The sequence below is a fragment of the Azoarcus sp. Soil_N_20 genome, assembly GCF_057656155.1.
The window spans coordinates 13,322-34,697 of sequence record NZ_JBDGKX010000020.1 but is presented as its reverse complement, the minus strand read 5'-3'; the positions used below and the strand labels follow the sequence as shown (position 1 = coordinate 34,697).

The 21,376-nt window shown below is 63.9% G+C and carries 17 protein-coding genes; 15 read left to right on the top strand and 2 right to left on the bottom strand.

Annotated features, from left to right (window positions below; all coding sequences use genetic code 11):
- Nucleotides 1–206 precede the first annotated feature (206 nt).
- A complete protein-coding gene (locus AC3A35_RS25025; protein ID WP_487439257.1) occupies nucleotides 207–1,619 on the bottom strand; it encodes a sigma-54 interaction domain-containing protein in 1,413 nt (470 codons plus the stop codon).
- 164 nt (nucleotides 1,620–1,783) lie between these two features.
- Here AC3A35_RS25025 and clpB point away from each other — a divergent pair, with 164 nt between their 5' ends.
- Nucleotides 1,784–4,366 (top strand): ATP-dependent chaperone ClpB, encoded by a 2,583-nt coding sequence (gene clpB, locus AC3A35_RS25020; RefSeq protein WP_487439256.1) that lies wholly within the window; start codon nucleotides 1,784–1,786, stop codon nucleotides 4,364–4,366.
- Between the two features lie 43 nt (nucleotides 4,367–4,409).
- On the opposite strand, the gene AC3A35_RS25015 is transcribed toward clpB, so the two are convergent.
- The gene (locus AC3A35_RS25015) at nucleotides 4,410–7,697 is read right to left on the bottom strand and encodes an EAL domain-containing protein (RefSeq protein WP_487439255.1); all 3,288 of its coding nucleotides are present in this window, start codon (nucleotides 7,695–7,697) and stop codon (nucleotides 4,410–4,412) included.
- A gap of 73 nt (nucleotides 7,698–7,770) precedes the next feature.
- Here AC3A35_RS25015 and AC3A35_RS25010 point away from each other — a divergent pair, with 73 nt between their 5' ends.
- From AC3A35_RS25010 to rpsO, 14 genes are all read left to right on the top strand, one after another.
- Entirely contained in the window at nucleotides 7,771–8,646 is an 876-nt protein-coding gene (locus AC3A35_RS25010) for an alpha/beta fold hydrolase (RefSeq protein ID WP_487439254.1), read from the top strand.
- 13 nt (nucleotides 8,647–8,659) lie between these two features.
- A complete protein-coding gene (locus tag AC3A35_RS25005) occupies nucleotides 8,660–9,490 on the top strand; it encodes a 3',5'-nucleoside bisphosphate phosphatase (protein WP_487439253.1) in 831 nt (276 codons plus the stop codon).
- Between the two features lie 25 nt (nucleotides 9,491–9,515).
- Complete coding sequence (locus AC3A35_RS25000) at nucleotides 9,516–10,148, top strand: L-threonylcarbamoyladenylate synthase (protein ID WP_487439252.1); 633 nt, start codon at nucleotides 9,516–9,518, stop codon at nucleotides 10,146–10,148.
- 45 nt (nucleotides 10,149–10,193) lie between these two features.
- Nucleotides 10,194–10,853 (top strand): site-2 protease family protein, encoded by a 660-nt coding sequence (locus AC3A35_RS24995; RefSeq protein ID WP_487439251.1) that lies wholly within the window; start codon nucleotides 10,194–10,196, stop codon nucleotides 10,851–10,853.
- 9 nt (nucleotides 10,854–10,862) lie between these two features.
- Entirely contained in the window at nucleotides 10,863–12,065 is a 1,203-nt protein-coding gene (locus AC3A35_RS24990) for a tryptophan--tRNA ligase (protein WP_487439250.1), read from the top strand.
- Between the two features lie 53 nt (nucleotides 12,066–12,118).
- Nucleotides 12,119–12,949, top strand: coding sequence for a segregation and condensation protein A (locus tag AC3A35_RS24985; RefSeq protein WP_487439249.1), 831 nt, complete (start codon nucleotides 12,119–12,121; stop codon nucleotides 12,947–12,949).
- Nucleotides 12,927–13,529, top strand: a complete 603-nt coding sequence (gene scpB, locus AC3A35_RS24980) for an SMC-Scp complex subunit ScpB (protein ID WP_487439248.1) — start codon at nucleotides 12,927–12,929, stop codon at nucleotides 13,527–13,529. The genes AC3A35_RS24985 and scpB overlap by 23 nt, the downstream gene beginning before the upstream one ends.
- Nucleotides 13,471–14,517 (top strand): 23S rRNA pseudouridine(2605) synthase RluB, encoded by a 1,047-nt coding sequence (rluB, locus tag AC3A35_RS24975; protein WP_487439247.1) that lies wholly within the window; start codon nucleotides 13,471–13,473, stop codon nucleotides 14,515–14,517. Before scpB ends, rluB begins: the two co-directional genes overlap by 59 nt.
- A gap of 234 nt (nucleotides 14,518–14,751) precedes the next feature.
- Complete coding sequence (gene rimP / locus AC3A35_RS24970; protein ID WP_487439246.1) at nucleotides 14,752–15,186, top strand: ribosome maturation factor RimP; 435 nt, start codon at nucleotides 14,752–14,754, stop codon at nucleotides 15,184–15,186.
- A 27-nt stretch (nucleotides 15,187–15,213) separates the two neighbouring features.
- Nucleotides 15,214–16,689 (top strand): transcription termination factor NusA, encoded by a 1,476-nt coding sequence (gene nusA / locus AC3A35_RS24965; RefSeq protein WP_487439245.1) that lies wholly within the window; start codon nucleotides 15,214–15,216, stop codon nucleotides 16,687–16,689.
- Nucleotides 16,690–16,702: 13 nt separating this feature from the next.
- The gene (infB, locus tag AC3A35_RS24960) at nucleotides 16,703–19,582 is read left to right on the top strand and encodes a translation initiation factor IF-2 (protein WP_487439244.1); all 2,880 of its coding nucleotides are present in this window, start codon (nucleotides 16,703–16,705) and stop codon (nucleotides 19,580–19,582) included.
- Between the two features lie 3 nt (nucleotides 19,583–19,585).
- Nucleotides 19,586–19,969, top strand: coding sequence for a 30S ribosome-binding factor RbfA (gene rbfA / locus AC3A35_RS24955; protein WP_487439243.1), 384 nt, complete (start codon nucleotides 19,586–19,588; stop codon nucleotides 19,967–19,969).
- Between the two features lie 21 nt (nucleotides 19,970–19,990).
- Nucleotides 19,991–20,905, top strand: coding sequence for a tRNA pseudouridine(55) synthase TruB (truB, locus tag AC3A35_RS24950; RefSeq protein WP_487439242.1), 915 nt, complete (start codon nucleotides 19,991–19,993; stop codon nucleotides 20,903–20,905).
- Between the two features lie 68 nt (nucleotides 20,906–20,973).
- Entirely contained in the window at nucleotides 20,974–21,243 is a 270-nt protein-coding gene (gene rpsO, locus AC3A35_RS24945) for a 30S ribosomal protein S15 (protein ID WP_487439241.1), read from the top strand.
- Nucleotides 21,244–21,376 lie beyond the last annotated feature (133 nt).

The following is a 21,376-nucleotide window of genomic DNA, read 5'->3' as shown; positions in this document are numbered from 1 at the left end:
AGACACTGTGCCAGATCTATAGGCTATTGATATGAATGAATAAAAGCGGTCTATGTCGGACTGCCTGTGGATCGCTGTCTCGTTTGTGGGATATTTGCCAGCCGATTCGGCCGGGCGAGAGGGGCGTTCAACCCCGCATGAAAGGTGTTGACCGACGGAAAATGACGGTTTGGATGAATGTCTCTTAATCGGGACGGAGTCTCTATTCAGAGATTGATGCCCAGATTGGCGATCTTGCGATACAGCGTCGCCCGACCGACTCCCAACTGGCGGGCGGTGTCGATGACCCTGCCCTGATTGGCGTCGAGGGCTTGCCGGATCAGCCGGGCCTCGTGATCGGCGAGTGCAGCGTCGAGCCTGCCGATGGAGCGGGGTGTTGGCGCCGCGCCGTCGGCAGTGCGCTGCAGGCCGGGAAAGTCCGCAATGCCGAGGCGCAGGCGATCGCTGCGCATCACCGCCTGTTCGAGCACGTTGCTCAACTCGCGGATGTTTCCCCGCCAGGGCTGGTGCTGGAGCAAGGGGATGAGATCGGGGTCGAGTTCGCGCTGGGGCGCCTGGGTCCGTCGGGCGATGTCTTCGAGGATGTGCTCGCACAGCCCCTCGATATCCTGCGGTCGCTCGTGCAGGGGCGGCAACGCCAGTGGAATGACGCTCAGGCGGTAATAGAGATCGGCGCGAAAGCGTCCCTCGTCGACCGCGCGCACGAGATCGGTACTGGTGGCGGCGATGATGCGGACGTCGACCTGCACGATCCGGTCCGAGCCGACCGGTTCGACCTCGTGCTCCTGCAGCACGCGGAGCAGTTTTGCCTGCAGTGGCAGGGGCATGTCGCCGACTTCGTCGAGAAACAGGGTGCCGCCGTGTGCGGCCTGGAACTTGCCCAGGCGCCCCTTGCGGTCCGCGCCGGTATAGGCGCCGGGGGTCGCGCCGAAGAACTCGGTCTCGAGCAGCGTATCCGGAATGGCGGCCACGTTGACGCCGATGAAGGCCTTGTCGGCACGCCGCGAGCTGGCATGGATCGCGTGGGCGAGCAGCTCCTTGCCGGTGCCGGTCTCGCCCAGTAGCAGGACCGGCGAATCGACCGCCGCGGCACGCCGGGCCTGGCGCTTGATCTCCATCGCCGCAGGGCTGGTGCCGACAAAGTTGGAGAAGGTGTATTTGCTCTGGCGGACTTCGGCGAGGCGCTTGCGGGTCTGCACCAGTTCCTGCTGCAGGGTGCCGAGCCGGGCATAGAACGGTTGCAGTGGCTGGGACTGGTCATAGAGGGCAAAGCCCACCGCGCCGATCACCTGCCCCTGGTCGTCCTTCAACGGAATGCGGGTGACGATGAAGGTTTCGTTGCCGGCGTCGAGGATGTCGAGCAGGATGGGCTCGCCGCTGTCGACCACCGAGCGCATCTGCGAGTTGGGGATGATCTCTTCCACCATCCGACCGATCGCGGCGGCGGCCGACGGCAGTCCGAAACGACGGGCGTAGCGCTCGTTGATCCATACCACCCGGGCTTCGCGATCGACCACGAGGGTGCCTTCGCACAGGCTGTCGAGGCTGTCGAACAGGGATTGCATTGCACGGCGACGAATATCGGCGTAGTCGAAACCGGGACGGACGGAAACGGGCATGGCAGGGAACCGTGTACGGGCTGGCCGTCATCTTACCCCGCTGCGCGCTGCTGCTTCCCGGACGCATGAGGGGCGTGGCGATTGCCGATGTTTTCTGTCGTGGGGCTTGAAGCGTCGGCGATGTCCCCCACATTGAAACCAACCCGTTCACAAGGATGCCCGTCATGCGCTTCGACAAACTCACCACCAAGTTCCAGCAAGCCATTGCCGATGCGCAGAGCATCGCCCTGGGTAACGACCAGCAGTTCATCGAGCCGCAGCATCTGCTGGCGGCCATGCTCAACCAGGACGATGGCGGTACCGCATCGTTGTTGCAGCGCGCCGGCGTCAACGTGCCGCCCTTGAAGGTGGCGGTGAACAAGGCGCTCGAACGGCTGCCCAAGGTCGAGGGCCATGGCGGTGAGGTGCAGGTCGGTCGCGACCTGAACAACCTGCTGAACATCACCGATCGCGAAGCGCAGAAACGCGGCGACCAGTTCATCGCCAGCGAGATGTTCCTGCTCGCGCTCGCCGATGACAAGGGCGAGGCCGGCAGGCTGATGAAGGAGCATGGTCTGAACCGCAAGGCGCTCGAAGCGGCGATCGAGGCCGTGCGTGGCGGCGCGAGTGTGGGCAGCCAGGACGCCGAGGCGCAGCGCGAATCGCTGGCCAAATATTGCATGGATCTCACCGATCGCGCGCGTGCCGGCAAGCTCGATCCGGTGATCGGCCGCGACGACGAGATCCGGCGCGCGATCCAGATCCTGCAGCGCCGGACCAAGAACAATCCGGTACTGATCGGCGAGCCGGGCGTGGGCAAGACCGCCATCGTCGAAGGCCTGGCGCAGCGCATCGTCAATGGCGAGGTGCCGGAAACGCTGAAGGGAAAGAAAGTGCTGTCGCTCGACATGGCCGCGCTGCTGGCCGGTGCCAAGTACCGCGGCGAGTTCGAGGAGCGGCTCAAGGCGGTGCTCAAGGAGATAGCGCAGGAAGAGGGGCAGGTGATCCTGTTCATCGACGAGATCCACACCATGGTCGGCGCGGGCAAGGCCGAGGGGGCGATGGACGCGGGCAACATGCTCAAGCCGGCGCTCGCGCGCGGCGAACTGCACTGCATCGGCGCCACCACGCTCGACGAATACCGCAAGTACATCGAGAAGGACGCCGCGCTCGAGCGTCGTTTCCAGAAGGTTCAGGTCGAAGAGCCGACGGTCGAGGCCACGATCGCGATCCTGCGCGGGCTGCAGGAAAAGTACGAGATCCACCACGGCGTGGACATCACCGATCCTGCGATCGTCGCTGCCGCGGAGCTGTCGCATCGCTACATCACCGACCGCTTCCTGCCCGACAAGGCGATCGACCTGATCGACGAGGCCGCGGCGCGGATCAAGATGGAGCTCGACTCCAAGCCCGAGGTGATGGACAAGCTCGACCGGCGCATGATCCAGCTCAAGATCGAACGTGAGGCGATCAAGAAGGAAAAGGACGAAGCCTCGCAGAAGCGTCTGCAGTTGATCGAAGATGAGCTGACCAAGCTGCAGCGCGAGTACAACGACCTCGAAGAGGTGTGGAAAGCCGAGAAGTCGCGCGCAGCGGGCTCGGCGCACATCAAGGAAGAGATCGATCAGCTGCGGGCGCAGATGGCCGACTTCCAGCGCAAGGGCCAGCTCGACAAGGTCGCCGAGCTGCAGTACGGCAAGCTACCGCAGCTCGAAGGCCAGCTGAAGATGGCCGAACAGGCCGGCGAGGATGCCACCCCGAACAAGTTGTGGCGCACCCAGGTTGGCGCCGAGGAAATCGCCGAAGTCGTGTCGCGTGCCACCGGCATTCCGGTCAGCAAGATGATGCAGGGCGAGCGCGACAAGCTGCTGAAGATGGAAGAGAGCCTCCATGGACGGGTGGTGGGGCAGGATGAGGCGGTGCGCCTGGTGTCCGATGCCATCCGGCGGTCGCGTGCCGGCCTGTCGGAAGAAAGCCGGCCGTATGGTTCCTTCCTGTTTCTCGGCCCCACCGGCGTGGGCAAGACCGAACTGTGCAAGACCCTGGCGAGTTTCCTGTTCGATTCCGAGGATCACCTGATTCGCATCGACATGAGCGAGTTCATGGAGAAGCACTCGGTGGCACGCTTGATCGGTGCGCCGCCGGGCTATGTCGGGTACGAAGAAGGCGGTTACCTGACCGAGCAGGTGCGGCGCAAGCCCTATAGCGTGATCCTGTTCGACGAGGTCGAGAAGGCGCATCCGGACGTGTTCAACGTGCTGCTGCAGGTCCTCGACGACGGGCGCATGACCGACGGCCAGGGGCGTACGGTCGATTTCAAGAACACCGTGATCGTGATGACGTCCAACCTCGGCAGCCAGATGATCCAGCAGATGGCCGGCGACGATTACCAGGTGATCAAGCTCGCGGTGATGGCCGAGGTGAAGACCTATTTCCGTCCCGAGTTCATCAACCGGATCGACGAACTGGTGGTGTTCCATGCGCTCGACGAGAAGCACATCGCCGGGATTGCGAAGATTCAGTTGCAATACCTCGAGAAGCGGCTGGCACGGCTGGAGATGAGCCTTGAGGTCAGCGATGCGGCGCTCGCCGAGTTGGCGTCGGCCGGCTTCGATCCGGTGTTCGGCGCTCGCCCACTCAAGCGTGCGATTCAGGAGCAGATCGAGAATCCGCTGGCCAAGGCGATTCTGGAAGGGCGCTTTGCCGCGAAGGATCGTATCCGTGCCGATGTGGAGCACGGGCGCCTGGTGTTCTCGCGAATTGCCTGAGGGGTGGCCGGCGACGGAGCGGGCTTGATGGCTTGCCCGTCGCCTAGGCACCCGCCCGGGCGCGATCGTGCTCGCCGGCCCAGACTTCAAATGCGTCTGCATCGAGCGGCCTGGCAAACAGGAAACCTTGCAGCACATGGCAGCCGCGGGCAACCAGATAGTCGCGCTGGGCAAGGGTTTCGACGCCTTCGGCGACCACCTCCAGACCGAGATCGCGGGCCAACGACAGGGTGGCGGAAGCCACTGCGGCATCCTCCGGATCGCCGGGAAGGTCCTTGACGAAGGATCGATCGATCTTCAGGCGGCCGATCGGTAGCCGCTTCAGGTAGGCGAGGCTCGAATAGCCGGTGCCGAAATCGTCGAGTGCGAGGGTCAGGCCCAGGTCGCGCAGGCGGGCGAGGCGCCCGGTGAGTTCATCGGTCGGCTGCATCAGCGCACTTTCGGTGATCTCGAGTTCGATGCAGCGAGGGTCCACGCCGGTTTCGGCCAGCACCCGCGATACCGCGTCGACGAAGTCGGCCTTGCGGAACTGCAGTGCGGAGATGTTGACCGCGACCTGCACGTTGCCCAGCGCCCCGTCCCGCCAGCGAACCTGCTGCCTGCAGGCTTCGCGCAACACCCACTCGCCCAGCGGCACGATCAGGCCCGAATCTTCGGCCACTGCGATGAACTGGTTCGGCGATACCAGTCCGAGCTCGGGGTGCTGCCACCGAACCAGCGCTTCGCATCCCGCCAGGCGGCCGGTGCCCGCGTCGATCTGGGGCTGATAGTGAAGGATCAATTCGTTGCGTTCGATCCCGCGGCGCAATGCGTTCTCGAGCATCAGGCGCTCGAACGCGCGCACATTCATCTCGGGAATGAAGAACTGGAAATTGTTGCGTCCGGCGGCCTTGGCGCCATACATCGCGGTGTCCGCATGTTTGAGCAAGGTGTCGACGTCCTGACCGTCGGCCGGATGGAGCGCAATACCGATACTGACCGATGGCGACAGGTCGTGGCCTGCGATATGCACCGGTTCGTCCAGTACCGCGAGCAGCTTGCGCGCCACCAGCGCGGCATCGTCCGGGCGCGCCAGGCGCGGCAGCAGCGCGACGAATTCGTCGCCGCCGAGACGGGCGAGCACGTCCTCCTCGCGCAGACAACTGCTCAGGCGTTGTGCAACGGCGGCAAGCAGGCGGTCGCCGACCGGATGGCCGAGCGAATCATTGACGGTCTTGAAGTTATCGAGATCGAGAAAAAGTACGCCGAGCACGTCGTTGTGACGGTGGGCCGAGGTCAGTGCGCTCTGCGCCTGGGTCATCCAGGCATTGCGATTGGGCAGGCCGGTGAGCGCGTCGAAATGGGCGAGGTACTGAATATGTGCTTCCGCTTCGCGCTCGGCGGTGACGTCCTGGACCGTACCGCGCAGACGGTGGAGTTTTCCTTCCTGCCATTCGCTCTCGATCTGGAACCGGACGATGCGAGGGGGACCCTTGTCCAGGGCGCAGTCGAAGGCAGTGCGTCCCGGCATCACCGAGATCTCGGCGATCGCCTGGATGAACCGGCCGCGATCGACCTTGTTGACGCTCGCGATCAGGTCGTCGAGCGTGGCAAGCGCTTCCGGTGCGCAATGCACCACACGATGCAGTTCTTCGGATCGGTTCAGGCCCGACTTGTCGGCGCCCGTTTCCCAACTCCCCATCCGCGCAATGCGCTGGGCCTCGATCAGCGCATCCTGCTGTTCGCGCATGCGACCCGTGGCCGCCGCCAGTTCGGTGGTTCGACGATCGACCAGCGCCGCGATCCGTCGGGTGTTGCCGGTGGTGATCAGCAGGAAGGCGCCCAGCATGCCGACCGCCAGCAGGCCGACGGCGACCGTGCTCCACGCCGCCCAACTGCGCATCGCATCGATATAGGCGCGACCTGGACGCAGCCGCAGCTCCCATTGGCGGCCGGCATAGACGATCGGGAGCGCACGGCGGAGGCTGGTCGCGAGCCAGGTATCGTCTGCGCAATCGGCGGGCCCCGACAGCCGGCGATTGTCGATGGCACCGTCGAGATCCACCAAGCATAGATCGATTCCGATCTGCTCGGCAAGTTCGCGGCCGCTCGCGGTTGAATCGTCCATGCGGAAGACCCCGGATATCACGCCTTTGAGTGATCGGGGATGGTTGCTGTCTGCCGCATGGTCCAAGGCCGCCAGATAGACCACCACGCCACGCTGCGTACCCTGCTCCTGCACCAGACGGATACCGGCAGTGGCAACCGGGAGCCCGCTGCGCCGTGACGTGTCGATGGCGAGCGCGGACGCCGCCAGCGTGAGCGGGTCCAGACCGAGCACGCTCAGATTGCCGGCGAGCGGCTCCACGTAGGTGATCGGCAGATACTCTGCCGCGGTCACGGCAGGAAAGGTGCGGCCATCCGGATCGCGGCCGAGTACGCGGAAATCGCTGCGCCCGGTATCCCGGATCGATTGTTCGAAGCGCTCGCGCTCGGCGTGCAGCACCAGCGGGCTCCAGGCGAAGTTCTGGGTTCCCGGATAGCGCTGCAGCCAGGGCGCGAGGAAGTCGCGAAATTCGGACCGGGTGACGTGGTCGCTCACCATCAGCAGGCGTTCGAGTGACAAGATCATGTCGATCTGCACCTCCAGTCGCTTGCGCACCACGCTGCCGATGTGCTCGGCGTCGCGGTTGAACTGGGTCTGCATGCGCAGCGCCTCCCAGTTGCGGACCTGATGGAAGGCGAAGGCGAGGAGCACGATGGCCAGCGCCAGCGGCACGATGACGCCAAGGCGGCGCGGCCGCCAGTCCTCGACGGGTTGACCGAACAGCACGAACATCAGCGGTGCGGCGATGATGATCCCGAGGGTGTCGCCGATCCACCAGTTCCACCAACTGAAAGCCAGCTCCGCGGCTGGAATCGTGCCCGCCGCATACAGAATCGGAATGGCGATGCTGGGGCTGATCAGGCTGCTCAGGGGGGCGACGACCGCGAGGAAGCGCAGGATGGCCCGCGGCGAGTCCAGCGAGTTGGGAAAGCCGATGAGCCACCTTGCCATCGCTGCGCCGATGACGGCCTGGAGGGTCGCGCCGCCCGCGGCGAGGAAGGAACCCCACCAGTTGGCAGCACTGCCGCCGGTCTGCTGTACGGCCAGGAACTGGACGATCAGCGAGCCGACGAATATCGCCGGCCACAGCCGGGTGCCGAAAATGAGCAGGGCGGACAGCGCGATTCCGGCCGATGGAAAAATCGGTGCGGCATAGCCGGGAGGGACGGCAAGCTGGAGTGCAATCCAACCGGTCACGGCATAGGCCAGGGTGAGGGTAGCGTGCCGGGCGAGGAGTGCAAACATGGTGCGCAGTATATCGAACTCGAAAAGCACCGGTTTGCGAGGATGAATCGAACTCGTTTGCTATCATCCCCGGATGAAACCAAGCCGAAGCCGATTCATCGACATCCGGGGCCTGCGCTACCACCTCAGGGAATGGGGGCATGAAGGTGCGCCGCGGGTGTTCATGCTGCATGGCTGGATGGACGTCTCGGCTTCGTTTCAGTTCGTGGTCGATGCGTTGGCTGCCGACTGGCATGTGATCGCGCCTGACTGGCGCGGGTTCGGGCACAGCGAGTGGCGTGGCGATGCCTACTGGTTTCCCGATTACCTCGCCGACCTGGATGCGATCCTGGACCGCTGCTCCGGCGCTGAACCTGCGCAGCTTGTCGGCCACAGCATGGGGGGGAATGTTGCGCTGATGTATGCCGGCGTACGGCCGGGCCGGGTGCGCAGGGTGGTGGCGCTCGACGCGTTCGGGCTGGTCGACCGCAAGCCCGACGAAGCCCCGGGACGCTACGAAAAATGGCTGCAGGAAATGCGCGCGCCGACCTTCTTCCGTCCTTACGCCGGGTTCGACGCCCTTGCCGCCCGCCTGCAGCGTGACAATCCCCGCCTGACAGCCGAGCGTGCGCAATGGCTCGCGCGCCATCTGGGCGAGGATGACGACAAGGGTGGCGTCCGGCTGGCCGGCGACCCGGCACATCGGCGTGTGAATCCGGTGCTGTACCGGCGGGCCGAGGCCGAGGCGTGCTGGCGCAGGGTGGCGGCACCGGTGCTGTGGGTCGAGCCGGACGACCAGGCGCTGCGCCACCGGAGCGGGGTCAATGACGACTACTATCTGTCCGCAATATCCAGTTTCAGGGCGCTGCGACGGGCGGTCGTTGCCGATGCCGGTCACAATCTGCATCACGACCAACCCGAAGCCCTGGCCGGAATCATAGAACCCTTCCTGATGTCCGAGCATGCATGAAAGGAGCGTCGCGATGAATGCGGATCTGCATTGTCACTCGACCGTCTCGGACGGCTGGCTCGATCCCGAGGCCCTCGTACGCCGCGCCGCGGCCAATGGGGTCGAGATGCTCGCGCTGACCGATCACGATGAACTCGGCGGACTCGATGCCGCGGCAGCGGTCGCAGCCGAACTCGGGCTGCGTTTCGTGAATGGAGTCGAGATATCGGTTTCGTTCGCTGGGGAAACGATCCACATCGTCGGTCTTGGCGTCGATCATCGCCACCCGGCGCTGATCGAGGGCTTGCGTCAGGTGCGCAGCGGCCGCGACGAGCGCGCGCAGCGCATTTCCGCCGCACTGGAGAAGGTCGGAATCCGCGATGCGCTCGCGGGTGCGCGCCGCTTTGCGCGCAATCCAGATCTCGTCAGCCGGGCTCATTTTGCGCGCCATATGGTGGCAAGCGGCCTGATGCCCGATGTCAGAACCGTATTCGACCATTACCTGGTGCGGGGCAAGCCGGGCTTCGTTGAGCACGAATGGGCCAGTCTCGAGGAGGCGGTCGGCTGGATCCGCGCCGCGCGTGGCATTGCGGTCGTTGCGCACCCGGCGCGCTACCGCTTGTCGGCCGCCGATCTCGAAACCCTGTTCGATCGCTTCGTTGCCGCCGGCGGCGAGGCGGTGGAGGTTGTTTCGGGTGCCCACTCCGAGGACGAAATGCGCCGCTTTGCCACGGTCGCGCGTCGCCGCGGCCTGCTCGCGTCGCGCGCTTCCGATTTTCATGGTGAGAATGAAAGCCCGGTCGATCTCGGGCGCTGCAATCCGCTGCCTGCTGACCTGATCCCAGTCTGGTCGAGGCTGCTGTGAACACTCTTGATAACAACAAAGACTTATGGCCCAGTTCTTTTCGCTTCACCCGGAACAACCCCAGCCGCGGCTGATCCGCCAGGCCGCCGAGATCATACGGGGCGGCGGGCTGGTGGTGTTTCCCACCGACTCTGCTTACGCGCTCGCTGGTCACACCGGCGATGCGGCCGTGCTCGAGCGCATCCGCCGGATTCGCGCGGTCGACGATCGCCATCACTTCACCTTGCTGTGTCGCGACCTGTCGGAGATCGCGACCTACGCCCGCGTCGACAACAGCCAGTATCGTCTGCTCAAGGCCACCACGCCGGGCCCGTACACCTTCATTCTCGAGGGCACCCGCGAATTGCCGCGGCGCTTGCTGCACCCCAAACGCAAGACCATCGGCCTGCGGGTGCCGGAGCATGCGGTGGTTTCCGCACTGTTGGCCGAACTGGACGAGCCGCTGCTGTCATCCACGCTGCTGCTGCCGGGCGAGGATCTGCCGCTGACGGATGCCGACGAAATTCGTGAACGCATGGAGAAGCAGGTCGATCTGGTGATCGAGGCCGGGTTTTGCGGACCGGAGGCGACCTCGGTGATCGACCTTACCGGTGGGGCGCCGATCCTGGTGCGCGCCGGACGGGGAGATCTGGCACCGTTCGGACTCGGGGCGGGGTAGGGTGGCCCGCTCTGTTAGAATGCGCTGCTTTATGCTGCCCACCCCATGGAATCGCTGATTTCAAACTTGGCCATCTGGGCCATTCCGGTACTGCTGGCCATCACGCTGCATGAGGCGGCGCACGGCTATGTCGCCCGCCACTTCGGTGATCCGACTGCGCATCTGGCCGGGCGAATCACGCTCAATCCGCTCAAACATATCGATCCCGTGGGAACGGTGCTGGTGCCGGTGAGCATCCTCGCGCTCAGCACGCTGTTTGGGGGCGGTGGCATCCTGTTCGGCTGGGCCAAGCCGGTGCCGGTCGATTTCGGGCGCTTGCGCAAGCCCAAGGCGGACATGTTGTGGGTCGCGGCAGCCGGACCGTTCATGAATCTGATGATGGCCCTCGGGTGGGCGCTGATCCACTCGCTGGCGTTCGGCAGTGCGCCCGGCAGCTATGGCTACGCGGTCACCTTGATGGCCGATGCCGGGATGCAGATCAATGGCGTACTGATGTTGCTCAATCTGCTGCCGATCCCGCCGCTCGACGGTGGTCGCATTGCAGTGAGCCTGTTGCCCGACCGCCTGGCATGGCAATTCGCCCGGCTCGAGCCGTTTGGCTTTCCGATCCTGCTGGTACTGCTGTTTACCGGCGTACTGGCATCGATTCTCGGCCCCTTGCTGGCGTTGTTCCGTTTTTTCCTTGCCCTGCTTTTCGGACACTGAGACACCTTCATGTACGCTGAACGCGTTCTTTCCGGGATGCGCCCGACCGGCCGCCTCCATCTTGGCCACTACCACGGTGTTCTCAGGAACTGGGTCAAGCTGCAGGAAGAGTATCCCTGTCTGTTTTTCGTCGCCGACTGGCATGCCCTGACGACCAGTTACGAGGCGCCCCAGGTCATCGGGGAAAGTGTCTGGGACATGGTGATCGACTGGCTCGCCGCGGGGGTCGACCCGACCCAGGCGACGATCTTCATCCAGTCGCGGGTGCCCGAACATGCCGAACTGCACCTCCTGCTGTCGATGATGTGTCCACTCGGCTGGCTGGAGCGCGTCCCCACCTACAAGGATCAGCAGGAAAAGCTATCCGGAAAGGACCTCGCGACGTATGGCTTTCTCGGCTATCCGCTGCTGCAGTCTGCCGATATCCTGATCTATCGCGCCGACAAGGTTCCGGTCGGCGAGGATCAGGTGCCGCATGTCGAAATGACCCGCGAGATCGCCCGGCGCTTCAACCATCTTTACGGACGGGAGCCCGGGTTCGAGGACAAGGCAAGGGAGGCGGTGCGGAAGCTGGGCTCCAAGCGTGCGCGGCTCTATGCGGAGTTGCGTACCCGCTTCCAGCAGGAGGGCGACGAGGATGCGCTCGAGCAGGCCAAGGCCCTGCTCGAGGAGACCCAGAACCTGAGCCTCGGCGATCGCGAACGCCTGTATGGCTACCTCGAGGGGGGCGGCAAGATGATTCTGGTCGAGCCCGATGCGCTGTTGACCGAAGCCGCACGCATGCCCGGGCTCGATGGTCAGAAGATGTCAAAGTCATACGCCAATACGATTTATCTGCGCGAACCCGACGACAGTGTCGAGCGCAAGATTCGCACCATGCAGACCGATCCGGCGCGGGCGCGCCGTACCGATCCGGGCGACCCGGAAAAATGCCCGGTGTGGCAGTTCCATCAGATCTACTCGGATGATTCGGTGCGGGGATGGGTGCAGGAGGGCTGCCGCAGCGCCGGGATCGGCTGCATCGAGTGCAAGCAGCCGGTGATCGATGCGGTGCTCCGCGAGCAGGCGGCCTTGCGCGAGCGTGCGCAACCCTACGTGGAGGATCCTTCGCTGGTACGCAATATTCTGGCCGACGGTTGCGAGCGCGCCCGCAAGCTGGCCCAGGAAACCATGCGCGACGTCCGCGAGGCCATGGGCCTGGATTACAGCTGAGCCGATGGGGTGATTTTCGTGCGCACTAAACCTGATCCGGTGTCGGGGGCGAGATGAATCTACCGCTGGCGCTGGCCCCGACCGCGACGGTGGATGACCGGGTGGCGCTGGCACGTCTTTACGGCGAACCCATGCTCGAACTGCCGAAAGACCTGTATATTCCGCCCGACGCACTGCAGATTTTTCTCGACGCCTTCGAGGGGCCGCTCGATCTGCTGTTGTACCTGATCCGCAGGGCGAACCTCAATGTGCTCGACATCCCGATGGCGCCATTGACGGTTCAGTACCTGAAATATGTCGAGGCCATGCGCGCCAGCAATCTCGAACTTGCAGCCGATTATCTGCTGATGGCAGCGGTTCTGCTCGAGATCAAGTCGCGGATGCTGTTGCCACGCCCGCCTCGGGAAGACGCTGGCGAGGAGGATCCGCGGGCCGAGCTGGTGCGTCGTCTGCTCGAATACGAGCAGACCAAGCTGGCTGCGGCACGGCTCGATGCCCTGCCGCGGGTGGAACGCGATTTCGAGTGGGTCAGCGTCTTTGTCGCTGAAAAAGTGGTTGAATGCCTGCCGGACGTCAATCTGCACGACCTGCAACTGGCATGGTTGCGGATCATGAAGAAGGCGCGCCTGACGCAGCACCACCGGGTGGGCAAGGAGCAGCTGTCGGTGCGTGAGCATATGACCGCCATCCTGCGCAAGCTTCGCGACGGTGGGTTCGTGGTGTTCGATACCCTGTTCGACCCGGTGCTGGGGCCGGCCGGGCTGGTGGTGAGCTTTCTTGCGGTACTCGAACTGGTCAAGGAACGGCTGGTCGAGGTCACGCAAAACGAGGCGTTTGCGCCGCTCTACGTGAGACTGGCTGATGGATCGCGCGACAACGCCTGATTTTTACAAACGGATCATCGAGACCGCGCTGCTGGCAAGCCCGGCGCCACTGTCGGTGGCGGTCTTGCGTGGACTGTTCGATGCCGATCCCGGTGCCGACTTGGTGCGCCGTCTGCTCGACGAGTTGCGCGCCGAATGGGATGCCGCCGAGCGGGGGGTCGAGCTGGTGCAGCTGGCCACTGGCTGGCGCTTCCAGACGCGTGCGGCGTTCCAGATGTACCTGGATCGTCTCAAGGAGGAAAAGCCGCCGCGCTACTCGCGGGCGGTGATGGAAACCCTGGCGATCATCGCCTATCGTCAGCCGGTTACGCGCGGCGACATCGAGGATATTCGCGGTGTTGCCGTATCGCCCGGCGTATTGAAGACCCTGGAGTCGCGGGGCTGGATCGACATCGTCGGTCATCGTGACACGCCGGGCCGCCCGGCGCTGTTTGCGACCACGCGACGCTTCCTGGATGACATGGGCCTGCGCAGTCTCACCGAGCTGCCGGCTCTCACCGAAATCGAAAGGATCATGGATCTTGTCGACACCACACAGATCGAAGCGGCCGCTGCGGCCGCCCACCAAGAAAGCGACTGAGCCTGCGGCTCGCGACACCCGGCGCGACAGCCGCAATCCTCGCCGCGACGAGGGGGCCGATGACCGTGCGCCGGCGCTGCGCCCCGATGCGCACAAATCGGCGCTCGGCACCCCGGCAGCGATGAAGCCCGAAGGGCCGGGGCCTGCGCGCCGGCAGGGGTCGGCGCGTGGCGCGCCAGCGACCTTTACCGAGCCCGAGCGCCTGCAGAAGGTGCTCGCCCAGGCCGGGGTCGCGTCGCGTCGGGAGATCGAGGAGCTCGTGGTGGCGGGGCGTATCTCGGTCAATGGTCTGCCGGCATCGCTCGGCCAGAAGATCGGACCGGGGGATCGGGTCAAGCTCAACGGCAAGCTGATTCCATTGCGCTTCGTGCAGCGCACTCCGCGCGTGCTGATCTATCACAAGCCCGAGGGAGAGATCGTGTCCCGGGACGATCCCGAGGGCAGGCCAACCGTGTTCGAGCGCCTGCCGGTGCTGCGCAAGGGGCGGTGGCTCGCGGTCGGGCGTCTGGACTTCAATACCTCCGGTCTGCTGCTGTTTACCAGTGATGGCGAGCTCGCCAACAAGCTGATGCATCCGCGCTACGAAATCGATCGGCAGTATGCGGTCAGACTGCTGGGCGAGCTGACCCAGGAGCAGGCGCGGGCGCTGACCGAAGGGATCGTGCTCGAGGACGGCCCCGCGCGTTTCAATACCTTGGTGGCCGCCGGCGGCGAGGGTGTCAACCACTGGTATCACGTGACGCTGTCCGAGGGGCGGAATCGCGAGGTTCGGCGCATGTTCGAAGCCATCGGGCTTACCGTGAGCCGCCTGATGCGAGTGCGTTACGGCCCGGTCGAACTGCCTTCGCGTCTCAAGCGGGGCATGTGGATGGAGATGCCGGAGGCCGAGGTGTGCAAGCTCGCCGGTCTGCCGCCACCGGTGCCGCAGCAGGGCGCGCCGGGTAAGGCCCAGGCGCCGAAACTCCGGCGTACCTTGCCGCGTGCCTGAGTGATGGCGACGAGGCCTCTGCGTCGGGGTGTCCGGGTGCGGATTCGCCCGCTTCCGAGGGTGTCGGGTATGCGCTGTGCGAGCGATGCCTGTTTGCCTGCCACGGGGTTTTCGCGCTATACTCGACTGGCTTTAACAGGTGCCCTGAAAATTGGGTAGGCTGTTTCTCTGGTTGTGGTCAAGTGGGATGGGCGTTTCGCCCATTTTTTATTTGTGGTCGCGGATGGCAAGGGTATGCGGGTGGATCTAGGAAGTCTGATCGAGCAGGTCGTCAGTGGCCTCGGGTTCGAGCTGGTGGATGTCGAGTTGTCGCCGAAGGGGCGATTGCTGCGCGTTTTCATCGATATCGAACGGGGCATCACCGTTGACGATTGTGCGACCGTCAGTAACCAGCTGACCCGCGTTTTCGAGGTCGAGAACGTCGATTACGACCGCCTCGAGGTGTCCTCGCCCGGGCTCGATCGGCCGCTCAAGAAGCTGGCCGACTTCGATCGTTTTGCCGGGCAGGAAATCCAGTTGCGGCTGTCCGCGCCGGTGGGTAACCAGCGAAATTTTGTGGGCGTCCTTCAGGGGGTGCGTGATGGCGCAATTGCGCTCACCACCGACAAGGGCGAAATGCTCCTTCCTTTCGACGATGTCGAGAAGGCACGCCTTGTTCCGAAATTCTAAGATTCTGGATGTGGAGGTTTTCCTGAAATGAGCCGCGAAATTCTGCTGCTTGTGGATGCGCTGGCGCGTGAGAAGAACGTCGCCAAGGACATCGTGTTCGCCGCACTCGAGTCGGCGCTTGCCTCCGCGACCAAGAAGCGCGTTCACGACGATGCCGATGTGCGCGTCACCATCGATCGTGAAACGGGTGACTATGAGTCGTTCCGCCGCTGGCTGGTCATGCCCGACGAGGAAGTGACCAACGATGAGGCCGAGATGGGCATCATCGATGCTCGTGAGGTCCGCGCGGACATCCAGTTGGGTGACTATGTCGAGGAGCCGCTCGAGCCGATCGATTTCGGTCGCATCGGTGCTCAGGCGGCGAAGCAGGTCATTCTGCAGAAGATCCGCGATGCCGAGCGCGAGCAGGTTCTCAACGACTTCCTCGAGCGCAAGGAATTCCTGGTATCGGGGTCGATCAAGCGTATGGAGCGTGGCAACGCGATCATCGAGGTCGGTCGGATGGAAGCCGTGCTGCCGCGTGACCAGCAGATTCCGCGCGAGAATCTTCGTGTGGGCGATCGGGTCAGGGCGTATCTGCTGAAGATCGATCGTGGTGCCCGCGGCCCGCAGTTGATCCTGTCGCGTACCGCACCCGAGTTCCTGATGAAGCTGTTCGAGCTCGAAGTGCCCGAGATCGAAGACGGTCTGCTCGAAATGAAGGCGTGTGCCCGGGATCCCGGCCTGCGCGCCAAGGTCGCGGTGAAGTCCAACGATCCGCGCATCGATCCGATCGGAACCTGCGTCGGTTTGCGGGGCTCGCGGGTAACCGCGGTCCGGAACGAGATCGGTGGCGAACAGGTCGACATCATCGTGTGGGCGGCGGATCCGGCCCAGTTCGTGATCGCTGCGTTGCAGCCGGCCGAGGTCGTTTCCATCGTGGTCGACGAGGAAGCACACGCGATGGATGTGGTGGTGGACGAGAACAATCTTGCCATCTCCATTGGCCGGAACGGCCAGAACGTCAAGCTGGCGTCGGAACTGACCGGTTGGACCATCAATCTGATGAGCGAGCAGGAATCCGCAGCCCGCTCCGAACAGGAGCGCAGTGCCTTGCGTGCCCTGTTCATCGCGAAGCTGGATGTGGACGAGGAAGTGGCCGACATCATCATCGACGAGGGCTTCTCTTCGCTCGAGGAGATCGCTTACGTACCCCTTGCCGAGATGCTCGAGATCGAGGCGTTCGACGAGGATACGGTCAATGAATTGCGCAACCGTGCGCGCAATGTGTTGTTGACCGAGGCAATTGTGACCGAGGAACAGCTGGAGAACGTCGCTGACGACCTGCTGAACCTCGACGGAATGGACAAGGCGCTCGCCGCGATGCTGGCGAGCCACGAGATTCGCACCCGGGACGATCTGGCTGACCTTGCGGTCGACGAGCTGGTCGAAATGGCCGGGATCGACGAAGAGAGAGCCAAGGCGCTGATTTCTGTTGCTCGCGCCCACTGGTTCGAAGAATGACGGGAGGGCAGTAATGGAACAGATGAGCGTGACCCAGTTTGCCGGCGAACTGAAAATGCCGGCGGTGGCGCTGCTCGAGCAGTTGAAGCGTGCCGGTGTGGACAAGACCGGCGCCAACGACATGCTGACCGAGCACGACAAGGCACGTCTGCTGGACTACCTTCGTCGTGCGCATGGCGACATCGAGCCGAAGGGCAAGATCACCCTGACCCGCAAGCAGACCTCGGAAATCCGCGCAACGGATTCGACGGGCCGTGCCCGTACGGTTCAGGTCGAGGTTCGCAAGAAGCGCACTTTCGTCAAGCGTGACGAGCCGGTTGCCGCGGAGTCCGCGACAGAGGTTCTGGAGGCGTCGCAAGAGAACCAGGACGTCGAGCCGGCAGTAGATGTGATCGAGGCCATCGTCGAGGTGGTTGAGGCGCAGCGTGCCGCGGAAGAAATGCCGGCAGCGCCGGAAGGTCCGGTGATCGAGCCGGACGTGGCGGAGACGGCGGTTGCCGAGCCCGAGTCCGCACCGGTGGTCGAAGCTGCACCAGTGGTTGAATCCGCAGCGGCGGCCGACGCCGCTCCGGCAGAGGAGGCTTCCGCCGCGCCGGAATCGGCCGAGGCAAGGCCTGCAACCACGATCAGACGTGTTCGTCCGGTACCGATCAGCCAGATCCTCAGCGAGGAGGAGGTCGCAGCGCGCGAGCGGGAATCGCGTCGGCATCGTGAGCTGGTCGAGCGCCAGCAGGCCGATCTCCGTGCCCGCCAGGAGCGCGAATTGGCAACCAAGGCTGCTTCGGAGGCCCGCAAGACCGAGGAAGAAGCACGGTTGCGCGCCGAACAGCTGCAAAAGGAAGAAGCCGCTCGTCCGGTGGAGGCGGCCAAGCCGACGGCAAAGCCCGCGGCAAAGGCCACCACCGGTACGCTGCATCGTCCGGCAAAAACCGACGACAAGCCGGCCAAGGACGCCGCCGCCAAGCGAGGCGGCGTACGCGAGAACGAGAGCGCCAAGCGGCGTGGTCTGAAGACCCGCGGCGAAGTCGGTGCGACCACGACCGGCAATGCCTGGCGCGGCGCAAAGGGCGGCGGTCGTCACGGCGGTCGTCATCAGCAGGATGACCGGCAGAACTTCCAGGCGCCGAGCGAGCCGATCGTGCGCGAGGTTCATGTGCCCGAGACGATCACGGTAGCCGATCTCGCACACAAGATGTCGGTCAAGGCGACCGAAGTGATCAAGGCGCTCATGAAGATGGGCATGATGGTCACGATCAACCAGGTGCTCGACCAGGAAACCGCGATGATCATCGTGGAAGAACTCGGTCATCAGGCCTTCGCGGCCAAGCTGGACGATCCGGACGCCTTCCTCGAGGAGAGCGACGAGCACAAGGATTTCGAGATCCTGCCGCGCGCGCCGGTGGTGACCGTGATGGGTCACGTCGACCACGGCAAGACCTCGCTGCTCGACTACATCCGGCGCGCCAAGGTTGCCGCCGGCGAGTTCGGGGGCATTACCCAGCACATCGGTGCCTACCACGTGGAAACGCCGCGCGGCATGATCACCTTCCTCGATACCCCGGGTCACGAGGCATTTACCGCCATGCGTGCCCGCGGTGCGAAAGCAACCGACATCGTCATCCTGGTGGTGGCGGCCGACGACGGGGTGATGCCGCAGACGCGCGAAGCGATTCACCATGCAAAGGCGGCCAACGTGCCGCTGGTGGTGGCCATCACCAAGATCGACAAGCCCGATGCCAATCTCGAGCGGGTCAAGCAGGAACTGGTCGCCGAGAGTGTGATTCCGGAAGAGTACGGTGGCGAAGTCATGTTCGTGCCCGTGTCTGCCAAGACCGGGGTCGGGGTCGAGGAACTGCTCGAGGCGCTGCTGTTGCAGGCCGAGGTGCTCGAACTGACCGCTGCGGTGGATTCGCCGGCCAAGGGCCTGATCGTGGAAGCGCGTCTCGACAAGGGGCGTGGTCCGGTGGCGTCGCTGCTGGTGCAGTCCGGTACCCTGCGCAAGGGTGACGTTCTGCTGGTGGGGGCGACGTTTGGTCGCATTCGCGCCATGCTCGATGAGAATGGCAAGTCCATCGACGCGGCCGGGCCGTCGATCCCGGTCGAAATCCTCGGTTTGTCCGACGTCCCCGCTGCGGGTGACGAGGCGATTGCACTTGCCGACGAGAAGAAGGCACGTGAAATCGCACTGTTCCGCCAGGGCAAGTACCGCGACGTGAAGCTGGCCAAGCAGCAGGCCGCCAAGCTCGAGAGCATGTTCGAGCAGATGTCCGAAGGCGAGGTCAAGAGCCTGCCGCTGATCATCAAGGCCGACGTTCAGGGTTCTCAGGAAGCGCTGGTGCAGTCGCTGGTCAAGCTCTCCAACGACGAAGTCCGGGTCAACGTCATCCACGGCGCCGTGGGTGCCATCTCCGAGTCGGACGTGAACCTGGCGCAAGCGTCGGGGGCCGTCATCATCGGCTTCAATACCCGAGCCGACGCCGGTGCACGCAAGCTGGCCGAAACCTTCGGGGTCGATATCCGCTACTACAACATCATCTACGATGCGGTGGATGAGGTCAGGGCTGCGCTGTCGGGCATGCTGGCGCCCGAGAAGCGCGAGGAAATCACCGGGATGGTCGAGATCCGCCAGGTGTTCACGATCTCCAGGGTGGGCTCGGTGGCAGGTTGCTACGTGCTCGAAGGTTTGATCAAACGCGGTTCCTCGGTCCGTCTGCTGCGCAACCATACCGTGGTGTGGACCGGCGAGCTGGAGTCGCTCAAGCGCTTCAAGGATGACGTCAAGGAGGTCAAATTCGGATACGAATGCGGTCTCCAGCTCAGGAACTACAACGACATCCAGGTTGGCGATCAGCTCGAGGCCTTCGAGATCAAGGAAGTTGCGCGGACGCTCTGATCGATGCCAAAGGAATATTCCCGCAGCCAGCGCGTGGTGGAGCAGATCCGCCGCGAGCTGGCAGAGTTGATCAGGATGGAGGTGAAGGATCCGCGCGTCGGATTCATCACCCTGACCGATGTCGAGATCACCCCCGACTATGCGCACGCCAAGGTCTTTTTCACGTCGATGACGGGACAGGACAGTGTCCCGGAGATTCTCAAGGGACTGAATCGTGCGAGTGGATTCCTGCGCCGTGAGCTCGGGCGTCGGATTCGCATTCACACCATTCCCGAACTGCATTTTCACTACGACAAGTCGGTGGAAGAGGGCAGTCGCCTTTCCCAGCTCATCGACCGCACCGTGCGCGAGGACGAAGAGCGCACGCGTGATGAGAATGAAGACTGACGGTATGCAGGCTTGAAGCGCATGCAGCGCAAGATTGTTCGTCGCCGGGTCGACGGCGTGCTGCTGTTGGACAAGCCCGTCGGGATAAGCTCGAATGGCGCCTTGCAGACCGCACGCCGGTTGCTGAACGCGGCAAAGGCGGGACATACCGGCACGCTGGACCCGATGGCGAGCGGGCTGCTGCCGCTCACCTTTGGCGAGGCCACCAAGTTTTCGCAGATGCTGCTCGATGCCGACAAGAGCTACGAGGCGGGGGTGCAGCTTGGGGTCGAGACCGATACCGGTGACGCCGAGGGCCAAGTGCTCGCGACGCACCCGGTCGCGGTCGACGAGGCAGGGCTCAGGGCGGTCCTTGCGCGCTTTGTCGGCGATATCGATCAGGTGCCGCCGATGTACTCGGCGCTCAAGCGCGACGGAAAGCCGCTGTACGAATATGCGCGTGCAGGCATCGAGATCGAACGCAATGCGCGCAGGGTCCGGATTGGCGCAATCGAACTGGTTTCGTTCGACGCTCACCGTTTCGTCATTCGCGTCGATTGCAGCAAAGGGACTTACATCCGCTCGCTGGCAATGGACATCGGTGCGGCGCTGGGTTGCGGGGCGCATCTGTGCTCCTTGCGGCGGACGCGGATAGGTGACTTCGTCATCGCCGACGCGATCCCGCTTGCCCGACTCGAGGGCGCTGAAGGCGATGCGCGTGATGCGCTTCTGGCACCCGCCGACGCCCTCGTCAGCGTGTTCTCGCGGGTCGATCTGGATGCCGCTCAGGCGGCGCTGATGCTGCATGGTCAGCCGCTGAGCATTCAGGAACAGGGGCAGGGTTTTGCCCGCATTTACGGTCCGGATGCCTTTCTCGGTCTTGCCGAATGGAAGGCGGACGGTAAATTGTGGGCGAAGCGTCTCATCGCAACCGGTGAGGCGAATCAAAGTAATTGAATTCTTGGCGCGGTCCTGGGTATAATCCACCGCTTCTGATTGGTCGAACGAAAAGAGTAAACACGCACATGTCTCTCGATATTGCAACCAAAGCGCAAGTTGTCTCCGATTACCAGCGCGCACCGGGTGATACCGGTTCGCCGGAAGTTCAGGTCGCTCTGCTGACCGCCCGCATCAACGGCCTGACCGGCCACTTCAAGGAGCACGGCAAGGATCATCACTCCCGTCGCGGTCTTCTGAAGATGGTCAGCCAGCGTCGCAAGCTGCTCGACTATCTGAAGGGTCGGAATGCCGATGGCTACCGCAGCCTCATCGAACGTCTGGGTCTGCGCAAGTAAGTCGCTGTTCGTGATCAGCCCGACAGCGCCCGAAACGGCGGCCTGAGCAAGCAAAGCCGGGGCGACCTCCTGAGGTCGCGCCGGCTTTGTCGTTTTCCGGTCCCGTTTTCGGCCTGTTCCTGCAGTTGTTGGT

Excerpts from the sequence above, each read along its gene's own strand:
- AC3A35_RS25025 (WP_487439257.1), bottom strand. The coding sequence starts at position 1,619 with ATGCCCGTTTCCGTCCGTCCCGGTTTCGACTACGCCGATATTCGTCGC.
- clpB (WP_487439256.1), top strand. The coding sequence starts at position 1,784 with ATGCGCTTCGACAAACTCACCACCAAGTTCCAGCAAGCCATTGCCGAT.
- AC3A35_RS25015 (WP_487439255.1), bottom strand. The coding sequence starts at position 7,697 with ATGTTTGCACTCCTCGCCCGGCACGCTACCCTCACCCTGGCCTATGCC.
- AC3A35_RS25010 (WP_487439254.1), top strand. The coding sequence starts at position 7,771 with ATGAAACCAAGCCGAAGCCGATTCATCGACATCCGGGGCCTGCGCTAC.
- AC3A35_RS25005 (WP_487439253.1), top strand. The coding sequence starts at position 8,660 with ATGAATGCGGATCTGCATTGTCACTCGACCGTCTCGGACGGCTGGCTC.
- AC3A35_RS25000 (WP_487439252.1), top strand. The coding sequence starts at position 9,516 with ATGGCCCAGTTCTTTTCGCTTCACCCGGAACAACCCCAGCCGCGGCTG.
- AC3A35_RS24995 (WP_487439251.1), top strand. The coding sequence starts at position 10,194 with ATGGAATCGCTGATTTCAAACTTGGCCATCTGGGCCATTCCGGTACTG.
- AC3A35_RS24990 (WP_487439250.1), top strand. The coding sequence starts at position 10,863 with ATGTACGCTGAACGCGTTCTTTCCGGGATGCGCCCGACCGGCCGCCTC.
- AC3A35_RS24985 (WP_487439249.1), top strand. The coding sequence starts at position 12,119 with ATGAATCTACCGCTGGCGCTGGCCCCGACCGCGACGGTGGATGACCGG.
- scpB (WP_487439248.1), top strand. The coding sequence starts at position 12,927 with ATGGATCGCGCGACAACGCCTGATTTTTACAAACGGATCATCGAGACC.
- rimP (WP_487439246.1), top strand. The coding sequence starts at position 14,752 with ATGCGGGTGGATCTAGGAAGTCTGATCGAGCAGGTCGTCAGTGGCCTC.
- nusA (WP_487439245.1), top strand. The coding sequence starts at position 15,214 with ATGAGCCGCGAAATTCTGCTGCTTGTGGATGCGCTGGCGCGTGAGAAG.
- infB (WP_487439244.1), top strand. The coding sequence starts at position 16,703 with ATGGAACAGATGAGCGTGACCCAGTTTGCCGGCGAACTGAAAATGCCG.
- rbfA (WP_487439243.1), top strand. The coding sequence starts at position 19,586 with ATGCCAAAGGAATATTCCCGCAGCCAGCGCGTGGTGGAGCAGATCCGC.
- truB (WP_487439242.1), top strand. The coding sequence starts at position 19,991 with ATGCAGCGCAAGATTGTTCGTCGCCGGGTCGACGGCGTGCTGCTGTTG.
- rpsO (WP_487439241.1), top strand. The coding sequence starts at position 20,974 with ATGTCTCTCGATATTGCAACCAAAGCGCAAGTTGTCTCCGATTACCAG.